Annotated in this window: 8 protein-coding genes; 7 read left to right on the forward strand and 1 reads right to left on the reverse strand. The window is 33.8% G+C overall.

Annotated features, from left to right (window positions below; all coding sequences use genetic code 11):
- The first annotated feature begins 19 nt into the window (after positions 1-19).
- The 7 genes from H0Z29_10935 (at position 20) to H0Z29_10965 (ending at position 8,967) form a co-directional block, all read left to right on the forward strand.
- A complete protein-coding gene (locus H0Z29_10935) occupies positions 20-1,666 on the forward strand; it encodes a carbon starvation protein A (protein MBO8132007.1) in 1,647 nt (548 codons plus the stop codon).
- 65 nt (positions 1,667-1,731) lie between these two features.
- Positions 1,732-4,689 (forward strand): hypothetical protein, encoded by a 2,958-nt coding sequence (locus tag H0Z29_10940; GenBank protein MBO8132008.1) that lies wholly within the window; start codon positions 1,732-1,734, stop codon positions 4,687-4,689.
- 18 nt (positions 4,690-4,707) lie between these two features.
- A complete protein-coding gene (locus tag H0Z29_10945; protein ID MBO8132009.1) occupies positions 4,708-6,006 on the forward strand; it encodes a hypothetical protein in 1,299 nt (432 codons plus the stop codon).
- A 115-nt stretch (positions 6,007-6,121) separates the two neighbouring features.
- Complete coding sequence (locus tag H0Z29_10950) at positions 6,122-6,778, forward strand: cysteine hydrolase (protein MBO8132010.1); 657 nt, start codon at positions 6,122-6,124, stop codon at positions 6,776-6,778.
- Positions 6,759-7,628 (forward strand): NAD(P)/FAD-dependent oxidoreductase, encoded by an 870-nt coding sequence (locus H0Z29_10955; protein ID MBO8132011.1) that lies wholly within the window; start codon positions 6,759-6,761, stop codon positions 7,626-7,628. The genes H0Z29_10950 and H0Z29_10955 overlap by 20 nt, the downstream gene beginning before the upstream one ends.
- A gap of 2 nt (positions 7,629-7,630) precedes the next feature.
- Positions 7,631-8,545, forward strand: a complete 915-nt coding sequence (locus tag H0Z29_10960; GenBank protein MBO8132012.1) for a radical SAM protein — start codon at positions 7,631-7,633, stop codon at positions 8,543-8,545.
- 332 nt (positions 8,546-8,877) lie between these two features.
- The gene (locus tag H0Z29_10965) at positions 8,878-8,967 is read left to right on the forward strand and encodes a hypothetical protein (GenBank protein MBO8132013.1); all 90 of its coding nucleotides are present in this window, start codon (positions 8,878-8,880) and stop codon (positions 8,965-8,967) included.
- A gap of 232 nt (positions 8,968-9,199) precedes the next feature.
- Here H0Z29_10965 and H0Z29_10970 read toward each other — a convergent pair.
- Positions 9,200-11,193: Ig-like domain-containing protein (locus H0Z29_10970; protein MBO8132014.1), on the reverse strand; the 1,994-nt coding region annotated here is incomplete at its 5' end.

Here is an 11,193-nt window from a genome sequence, read left to right on the forward strand (position 1 = left end):
AGAATAAAGGGTACAAATCATGAACGCAATTATTTTACTTCTTCTTGCATTATGCGGTTTTTTTCTATCCTATAAATTTTATGCAACATTTCTACAGGATAAAATTTTTAAACTTGAAACCAATCTTATTACCCCAGCTCATCAAATAAATGATGGACTGGATTACGTCCCCACTAGAAAAAGCATTCTTTTTGGCCACCACTTTGCCACAATAGCAGGATTGGGACCTATACTTGGTCCCGCAATAGGTGTTATCTGGGGATGGCTTCCAGCATTTCTCTGGATAGTGTTTGGATCCATATTTCTTGGTGCAGTTCATGATTTTAGTATCTTAATTGTATCATTAAAGAACAAAGGGCTCTATATTGGAGAGCTTGCTGAAAAATTTATCGGCAAAAGGGTGAAAATAATTTTTCAGGTTCTTGTCTTTTTTATGCTCTCACTCGCAATGGGAGTTTTTGTCCTAATTATTGCTATCCTTTTCAATATGTATAAAGAAGCAGTTATTCCAACTTTGAGCTTGATATTTATAGCTATAATAATTGGCATACTATTCAGAAAATATAATTTAAATCTTATTACTGGCGCATTAATTGGACTTATTTTAATTTCGTTAAGCATAATTCTGGGTGTAAAATATCCAATTGTAAATGTTAGCCAAACTGCATGGATATGTATACTATTATTTTATGCCTACTTTGCCTCTGTTCTCCCTGTGTGGTTACTTTTACAACCCCGAGACTATCTAAATGCATACCTGTTATTTTTTGGATTGATAAGCATGTTTTTAGGAATTTTAATAATAAGACCGGAAATAGTTGCACCAGCTATTAACAATAGAGCTCCAGATTTACCACCACTATTCCCGTTTCTTTTTATTACCATTGCCTGTGGTGCAATAAGTGGATTCCATAACCTGGCATCATCCGGCACGACTGTGAGACAGCTGGATAGAACGAAAGATGCCAAATTAATAGGGTATGGAGGGATGCTTACAGAGGGATTACTTGCTACCCTAGTCTTGATAGCAGTCTCTGCCGGTATTACTAAAGCTAAATGGTTTTCACATTACGAAAGCTGGGCAAAAGCTGGTGGACTACAGCCAAAGCTGGAAGCTTTTATAACTGGTGCATCATCGTTTTTAAGCAAGCTTGGTATTCCAACAAGCATAGGACAGCTATTATTATCAATTATGGTTGTATCATTCGCACTTACTACACTTGACTCAGCAACCAGGCTTTTAAGATATAATGTTGAAGAGTTATCAAGGACAGTAAAATTTAAATATTTACAAAATAGATTTATCTCCACTCTGATAGCTATAGCTGCTATTGGATACTTTGCTTTAATGAAAGCTGGAAATCAGCCTATCGGCCTGATCCTGTGGAAATTATTCGGCTCAACAAACCAATTACTGGCTGCGCTTGGTCTACTGGTCATAACAATGTTCGTCATAAAAAATAAATCAAACCCCGTATATGTTTTTATACCAATGCTTTTTATTCTAACAATGACAATCTGGGCTATAATAGCCCAGCTGATAAATTTCATAGGGGTAGAAAATAAAATCTATTCGTTAATAATTTTATCAATTTTAATCTTATTTTTAACCATATGGCTTCTTATAGAAACAATTATCTCCTATTTGAAGCTTAAAAAAAACTGAGACTTACATCACATTAAGACAAATTTATATAACCTAAATTAAAACGGTAGTAAAAAGGAAGAATTATGAATTTGAAAAAAGGGAAATTAGAAGCGTTTTTGTTAATTCTGACAATATCATTTGTAATTATCTATTTTGGTTGTGCTCCAAAAATACCAAGTAAATCGGACCTTCCAAAATGGACAGTGGGAGTTGAATTACCTCTTTTTAATGAAGTGATAACTGCGGATTCGTTATTTAATGACTCACTAATAGTTAAAGTACCACTTGATGATAAGGGAAATTATCTAATTGCATTCAAAGACACTATTGATATTGATTCTTCGCAAGTCGGGAATCAGCTGGAAATTAATGACATTCATCACGAGTATTCTCAATCTGTAGAGGAAGTCTCTACAGATTCTTCCACAAGCAGAATCGTATCAAAATTTGAAGACACAGGTATAAATCCAGTAACATCGGCGGACTCGACAGAAATAGGAGAAATAACACTTGATGATGTAGCACCTGACTCCACAGCCCCATTTACATTCAGGGAAGTTATGCCTGATGATATTGTCTCAGAACTAGAAAATTTAATCAAAGATGGAGGTGGCTCAACGACGGTAGATAGTATCAAAAGTGCAGATTTAAAGCCTCAATATAAAACCTTTACCTTTGATAATTTTAAGTCAGCAAATTTTATTTCTGGTAATTTAAAAATTGAAATTGTAAATAAAATGATCGTAACCCTCGGAAGTCCTATAAATGTCTCGATAGAAAAAGTAGAAGGTGAAGATACTGTAATTATAGAAAATGTCCAATGGGACGAGGAAATAGACCCTGGTAACTCATCATCGCAGGTAATCGACTTATCAGGTAAAACCCTACCGGGTAATATACTTGTAAAAGTATCAGGTCACTCTGCAGGAACGAAAAATCAATCAATTGATATATCAGAAGACGATCTTGACTCAAGATTCTATGTTGTTATATCTGCAGAGAACCTTGTGGTTTCTAGCGCTGAAGCAAAAGTGCCAGAACAAATTGTAGAAGATAACGGGAATATTCTAATAGATGATCCTGATAATAAAGTACAATCAGCAAAAGTTTACAAAGGAAAATTTAAGATAACAGTATTGAACGATCTATCTCTCGAGGCTAATATAGAAGTACGTGTACCTTCCATACGAACACCTAATGGTGAGGGATGGTCATTTGTTGTAAATGCGACTGGTAAAAATACTACCCAAGAGGTTTATCCTATTGACAATTACGAAATTGTTATAAATGATATAAACAACCAACAGTTAGAGTACGAATATACCGTTAGAACAGTTGACACCGGGGAAGAATTCTGTACAGTAAATATGCATGATAAAGTAAAAGTCAACTTTGATATCTATGGAAGCAATGAAGGTGAAGATATTTCCTTTTCAGAATTCACGGGAATTACGAAAGCACAGGAAATAAGCGATGAAGGTAAAGTTGATGTTTCAAGTAGTGAAGCAGAAATTGTAAAGGCGACTGTCAAAAGTGGATCTATTGTTTTACGAATTGACAATGGAATAAACCTTGATAACAATAACCAACCACACCTTGTGATCAATATACCCCAAATATACGAATCTGAAGGATCAGACCAGTCTTTGACTAGAGAATTTGACATTTCGTCAGGAAAGGAGAAATATGTAATAAACCTTTCAGGAAAAGAAATAAGAATGCAAAGGGATAAACAGTTTATAACTTATACCACTAATATAACTACCCAAAGCAATGTAATATCTTCATATAATCTTATTGATTCAATAATAACCGATATCATCGTGCCCGAATTGACTTTTCAAAAAGTAACCGGATATTTTAATAAAGAACCAATAGAAGACTCTGATAATATAATTCTTGAAGAAGAAACAAAGGTAGATAAGGCATTGATTAAAAGCGGAACACTTCGCTTAAATGTAAAAAACAATATGGGTGTAATTGCCAATGTTAACTTTTTAATAAATGAAATAGTTAAAGATGGCAGAGAATTTAATATTAACTTTGATCTTCCTGCAAGCCCTGATCCCCTTGTTCTCGAGTATCCTTTAAATGGGTATATCATCGATATGGATATGGATAACCAGGTAATCACCTATAACTCTTCCGTAACCTTACCAAGTACAGAACTTATGACACTGGAATTCGGAGAGGATATCGATATCGATGTAGATTTGGGGGATATAAAATTTGAAAGAGTAACAGGCTATCTTGATACTGTAAGAGTAGAGATTGACACAATTGCTCAGGAAATAGGAGCACTGCCAGAGGGGCTGGATGGACTGGAATTTGAAGAAGCGACACTTAAGCTGGTCTTCAATACAAATATCGGTGTCCCTGTAATTCTGGACCTCACTATCGTAGCAGAAAATGATAATGGCGAGAAAGTCACAAAACATGTAAGGCAAGATATAACCGAAAATAATGTCGTAAATATCCCACAAGCTGAGGATTTGTTCAATATCTTCCCGACCAAAATAATAGCTTTCGGTAAATCAGAAGTCGGCGGAAATGGCTCAGTATCTGAAGATCAATACATAGTAGGAAAGCTTGTAATAGAATTGCCATTCTCATTAATAATAAAGGACGGTTCTGTATACGAAGGGGTAGAACCAAGCAGAATAGAAGATGAAATACCAGATGAGATACAGGCTGTAAAATTATTCTATGAATATGAAAATCAGATGTCACTTGGGGCAATTGTTGATGTCTTAGTAGCTGAAGATACATCATATTTTAATAGTGATATTATGAAACCAGAAACTTTAGCTTCAATTTATCTATTCCCTGATACAACATATTTTGATTCCACATTTGTTGATGAAGAAAAGATGGAATCTTTAAGAGATTCTTCTTATATAAAACCCATATTCAGATTCCAGGGAATAAAAGATAAAGATGGAAATCCACTGCCTTCCAGACTAATTGCAACGGACAGCCTTGTGTTGACAATATATAGCAGAATATATGGTGAAATTAACCCGGAAGAGTTAATCAAATAATAGAGAATGAGGCATATTATGAATAAAAAAGCAATAGTAATAATTACACTAATTCTTACAATTTTCCTTTTTTCAAATGGGCAGGTTTACAACAATGCCAAATCTATTTCATTAGCCAATGCATATATGATGGCTGCAACTGGAAGCAATGCTATCTACTGGAACCCGGCACTTCTTGCAAACTATACAAATAATATAACAATGAACTTCGGCATTATCCCGATTGTACCTGTAAATTCTATAAATATTGTAAATAATTCTATAAACGTAAGCTGGCTTAATAGATATTTTTTCTCCGGCCTGTATCTTACTGATGAAATAAAAAATGAAATGTTATCATTTATACCTGGTTCAGGATTAAATCTTGCAGGATTTGCAAACGGGCAGTTAATTGGTATGCAAGTAAAGAATTTTGCTTTTGCAATTAGTCTTGAAGTTGCTGGTTGGGGAAAAATTCCAAAAAATGTATTCGAATTTGTATTTATGGGTAGTAGAATCGGAGATACAATAGAACTGAGTGATGTAGATGCAAATGCTTACGGATTTATCAGTCTTGATATGGGATATGGAAAAAGGTTAAAAAATGATCTGATAGAAAAAATATTTGAATCTTTTTCTATTGGCTTATCTGGTAGACTAATTTTGGGAATTGCACATGCACGCCCTGACTATGTGAGTGGTTCTCTTACCTTTTTAAAAGAAGGAATTCAAGCAAACGCTGACACAAGGGTAAAAATTGGACTTGGTGGCCTGGGTTTTTCTATCGGAGCAGGTATGGCAGGTAAGATCAATGACAAAATTGAAGTTGGACTTTCCTTTAATAATATAATATCTAACATTAGCTGGGGACTTTTAAAATCCTATGAAAAACTGATCATTTATGATAAACTAATTGAACCTGATGAAATGTTTGACGAAGATATTGATTCATTATTACAGCTAGGGGTTGTCATTGATACATTAATTGAAGACGGAGAAAAATTTAACTCACAATTAATACCCTATATAATTCTTGGTGGTAAGTTCAAACCAAATGAATTCATGACAACATATTTTAACCTTATACAGCCAATAGGCGAAAACTTAATTAATTCCTCATCACCCGTGATCTCATCAGGAATAGAGATAAACTCATTAGGTTTCTTCCCAATAAGGTTTGGACTTGCAATAGGCGGTGGATATGGAATACAATGGGGTAGTGGATTTAGCCTGCAGAGAAATAGATACTCCTTCGACTTCGGCTTTTATCAAAACGCCGGATTTTTCAACCACGCAAAAGGCTTTGTAATAGCCTTTGGACATGAATTTAGGTTTTAGCCTTAAATATATTTAAAAAATAACCGAATATCATAAATAAAATTTAAGAAGTAGCAATAAACTTTAATTTCATAGATAACTTTTGTATAAATTATAACTAGTAATAATTGTTATAATGAAAAAGGAAATTTATCTTAATAACAAAAATATAGAAAAGAAGGCAGAAAAATTTTTATTGTTAAGAAATAAATTCAAAAAAAGAGAAATTGAATTACTTCCTTATAGAACAGGCATATTAGTTATCGATATGCAAAAATATTTTACAGACACTTCATCACATGCCTACATTCCAAGTGTACCTCCAGTTATTAGACGAATAAAATCACTTATAAATATAGCAGAACAAACAAGCATGAAAATTATTTTTACAAAACATATTGATAAGGATAATTCATCTCCGATGACACGTTGGTGGGAGAAGTCCATAAAACCTAATAATCAGTACAGTCAATTAACACCTGGATTAGTTGATAGCATCGAAAATTTTGTGTTAATAGAAAAAGACCAATATGACGCCTTTTTCAATACAAACCTCGAGGATTTACTAAAAAACAACAATATAACTACTGTAATCATAACAGGAGTACTCACTCACCTTTGTTGTGAAACCACTGCAAGGTCAGCTTTTATCAGAGGATTTAATGTTTTATTCCCTGTAGATTGTACAGCCACCTATAATGAACAATTTCATAAAGCCGCACTTTTAAATCTTGCACATGGATTTGCAATATTAACGTCAGCAAAAGAAATATATGGAAAACTTTCACATTAGTATAATTGGAGCCGGTCCAGCCGGTATGTTTTGCGCAATTCAGTTAAAAAAATATGGATACGATCCAGTTATATTTGAAAAAGATAAAATTGGGGGGCTGTCGAGAGAAGCCTACTTTATTAATAATATACCAGGATTCCCGAATGGTATTAATGGGATACATTTTGCAAATCTATTACAAAAGCATCTCGAAAAATTTAATATTAAATTTATTAATTCGAAGATTGAGAAAGTGATATACGAAAACAATCAATTTATCCTAACAACCCTATTTGGTAACTATTCGTGTAATATACTTATTGTCGCATCAGGTACAAAACCAAAACCTTCAAATACAAAAATTAGTGAAAAACTAAAATCAAAAGTTTTTTATAGCCTGGATAACCTTAGAGACTATAAGGCTAAATGCATAGCAATAATTGGTTCAGGTGATATAGCCTTTGATTATGCACTCAGCTTATCCAACAAAAATAAAGTAATAATCTTAAATCGATCAAGCAAACCAAAAGCGATACCAGCCCTCATTGAGGAAGCAGAGAAAAAACATAATATAAAATTACTAAATGAGACTGAGCTAGTAAAGGTAGAAGAATATAGAGACAGATTGTTACTAACCTTAAATAATCTAAAAGAAATAGTAGTTGATCACATTCTTTTTGCAATTGGAAGAGAGCCCGAGCTTGATTTTATTGATAAAAAAATCATTAAGAAGCACAATGTTTTAAATATGAGCGGGAAATTATATATCATAGGGGACGCAAAAAACGGAATTTATAGACAAATAACGATAGCAGCAGGAGGGGGAATAAGATGTGCAATGGAAATCCACAATCGGTTAAAACAAACATAAATATGAGAATAATTTCAACAACAGGTAGAGAAGATCTTGCTACTGTTTATACCGCTACAATTAATGGAAAATACGTGGAATTCGTTGAATCTTTACAGCCACCCTTAGACATTTCACAGAAATGGGTACTCATTGTTTCAACTTTGAGTGGTTGCCCTATAAAATGTAAAATATGTGATGCAGGTGATTATTATAAAGGGAAATTAACTATTGATGAAATACTATCTCAAATAGACTATATGGTTCTTAAAAAATTTCCTGACAGAAAAATAAAAACAAAAAAGTTTAAGATTCAATTTGCGCGAGTTGGAGAACCAGCTTTCAATCCTGCTGTTTTAGAAGTAATCGACAAATTAAAAACTTATTATTTAGCTGATGGAATAATGCCGTGCATTTCTACAATAGCTCCAGAGGGTTATGATTACTTTTTTGAAAAACTACTTAAAGTAAAAAAAGAAAAATACCCACATAATTTCCAATTACAATTTTCTATACATACAACAGATCCTGATTTGAGAGAATGGCTAATACCTGCAAAAAAATGGAACCTGGATAAAATCGCAATGTATGGTGAAAGATTTTATGATCCCGGTGGAAGAAAAATCACCTTAAATTTTGCTATAAATGAAAATTCCCCGGTCGATTCGGATATCTTACTGAAACACTACAACCCCGATATCTTTCTTATTAAACTCACACCGATAAATCCTACCTATAATGCTCTTCATTATAATCTGGCACACCTTGACTTTGAAAATTATTTAAAAAATATGCAAAACAAATTAACTGATGCAGGTTATGAGGTTATAATAAGTATAGGAGAATTGGAAGAAAACAAAATAGGTAGTAACTGTGGTCAGTTCATAAAAAAGCACAGATATACCTCACAAGTTAATAGGTTTGCATATAAGTATTAAATAGACAATTATGCAAAGAACACAACTGTTCCAAATTAAATAAATCCTTGAATAATAAAACGATTGAAGCATGACTATTTATTAAAGAATAAAAACTCTTTTATGGATAAACACAATGTAACAGATTAGAAAAATTTAATAGAAAGAGATTATAGTATCAAATTAATCGTGTCTGCAAAATGAATATAAAAAGAAAAACCCGATTAATTTGGGGCATGTATATGATATTATTGTTTAAATGCAAGATTTGGAATATCATGTAAAAATATTTTCAATCTAATATACAAAATTCCTGCTATGTGCTTTTCCTTTAATCCCAATTAAACCAAGAGATAAAGAGGAGAACAAGAATTATTAGGATATTTCCCAATGATAAGTCGTTTCTGGGGTTAATAAAAATGATGTGTATAGAGTATAGTTAGTATTGGCAAAGTGGGATAAGGTATCTGAACACTATTTCAATACGCCATAATTATATACTATGTTTCTAAATCATAAAAAAATTATCATTGTTAGTTTCATACAAAAAACAAGCCCGATCCTCTCTTTACAGGGAATCGGGCCTATCATCTGCATTTTATACTATTACTACCTATATATACATAAAACTGGTATTTAACAGAACTTACCTAAGTTCAGTTTTAGTTTACTAAGTTACTTAACTAACAACATCTTTTTAACCTGTACGTAATGCTCTGATCCATCTTCTGATCTTGCTACGAACCGCATTAAATATACTCCACTCTGCAGATTTGTCCCATCAAATTGTACCTCGTATATTCCTGCCTGCTTCATTCCTTTTTCCAATGTTAATATTTCTTTACCTAATAAATCATATATCTTTATATCAATATGACTTGTCAATGGTAATTGGTATCTAAATATAGTCACAGGATTAAATGGATTTGGATATGGATTTGATATACCATAAGTTTCTGGAATTACAATTACATTAATAGATTTAGAATTATCATAAGCAATTTTTTTACTTAGCAACAAATCACTTTTAGGACCGCAATTGTTCATTACGATTGATGGTACATTAGCAACAGGGTCTAAATCAAAATTGTACGGTAAATCAAAAACTGGATATGAATTTGGCATAAAGTCTGGCTCACTGCACCCATCAAAAACGCAATTATTCCAACCAATCTCCCCATCATCCGAACCACCATAATCGGCGAATGGATCATCTACATTATCAAAATAGGTATTTTCTACTCTTATGTGACATTCTTTTCCAGCTCCGATGCAATAATCGGTGTTGTTACTACTATAATAACAATTATATACATGAACATGTCCAAATCTCACCCTCGGTTGTCTTCCTTTTACTCCATTATCATACCAATTATGATGTAATGTCACATGTAGTTTGCCTCTATCACTAGTACGACTATCACTATTACCGATTAAATGAGCATAAGAATGATCATCAGGATTATCAAACCAGAAGTGGGACCAAGAAATAGTCACATAGTCAGCTTCTCGAACTACAGAACATAATTCATCTTTACTATCATGAAACGCACAGTGAGTAATAAAAACATTCGTTCCACCACTAATTTCCAATACATCTCCGTCAGAAGGACCAAATGTCAGGTTAGCAATAATATAATTATTACCTTGGATTTTTATAGTACCACCGTAAAGTCCAGAAGATTTGCCAACACCAATAATAGTCTTATTTGAACCTATCAAAACATCCTCACCAAGATCAAATCTACCATCAACATAGATTACAGCTGGATCATCATTATCAACAGCTGATTTAAATTCAGATGCACTGGATACAGTTATAGGTTCTACATCTCCTCCGCCCGTAGCATTCCTACCGTAACCATCTGGAACAATAGCAATTTGCCCCCCTTGACCTTCCTCAGTAACTGTAATCTCACATGTAGCCATATATCCACCATCTTCTGTGGTAGCTGTTATAGTCGCCGTACCTGCACTCTCCCCAGTTACTAATCCAGATGAACTAACAGTTGCTACCGATGGATTACTTGAACTCCATGTCACGTTCTTATTTGTTGCATTGGAAGGCTCTACCGTTGCCGTCAATTGTACAGTCTCACCTACTCCTATCGAAGCCGTCGTTGGTTCTACACTAACTCCTGTCACATGTACAACCTGTGTTCCTCCATCTTTAAGAGTAATAGAAATATAATCAATATTGGGTAACCCTGATGAATTGGTCGCTTCCAAACGAATCTGCCTTGTCCCCTGTGATAATGTTACATCAATAGATACTTCATCCCAATTATCCCACGACCCTGTTGGTTGAAAGTCTACATTGGATACTACTACATTACCATCAACCTTAACCTGTGCTGTCCTGTTTGTTGAAGACCCATTTGCATACCGCCATTCAAGCGTATAAGTTCCACTTTCTGTAACATTTACCTCCCAGGTAATACCAACACCATTCTCATTAACAGTATTTATAAAACCATCACCCGTATACCCCACATGATTATCATCAACACTACCATCATAGCTTAATACTCCGGACTCATTCTCTTGAATGACAATGGTTGTTACTACAACTTCAGTAACTGTAACTTCACATGTAGCCATATATCCACCATCCTCTGTGGTAGCTGTTATAGTCGCCGTACCTGCACTCTCCCCAGTTACTAATCCAG

It is taken from the genome of Candidatus Neomarinimicrobiota bacterium, from assembly GCA_017656425.1.
Lineage (GTDB): Bacteria > Fidelibacterota > UBA2242 > UBA2242 > B5-G15 > JACDNV01.

Excerpts from the sequence above, each read along its gene's own strand:
- H0Z29_10935 (MBO8132007.1), top strand. The coding sequence starts at position 20 with ATGAACGCAATTATTTTACTTCTTCTTGCATTATGCGGTTTTTTTCTA.
- H0Z29_10940 (MBO8132008.1), top strand. The coding sequence starts at position 1,732 with ATGAATTTGAAAAAAGGGAAATTAGAAGCGTTTTTGTTAATTCTGACA.
- H0Z29_10945 (MBO8132009.1), top strand. The coding sequence starts at position 4,708 with ATGAATAAAAAAGCAATAGTAATAATTACACTAATTCTTACAATTTTC.
- H0Z29_10950 (MBO8132010.1), top strand. The coding sequence starts at position 6,122 with ATGAAAAAGGAAATTTATCTTAATAACAAAAATATAGAAAAGAAGGCA.
- H0Z29_10955 (MBO8132011.1), top strand. The coding sequence starts at position 6,759 with ATGGAAAACTTTCACATTAGTATAATTGGAGCCGGTCCAGCCGGTATG.
- H0Z29_10960 (MBO8132012.1), top strand. The coding sequence starts at position 7,631 with ATGAGAATAATTTCAACAACAGGTAGAGAAGATCTTGCTACTGTTTAT.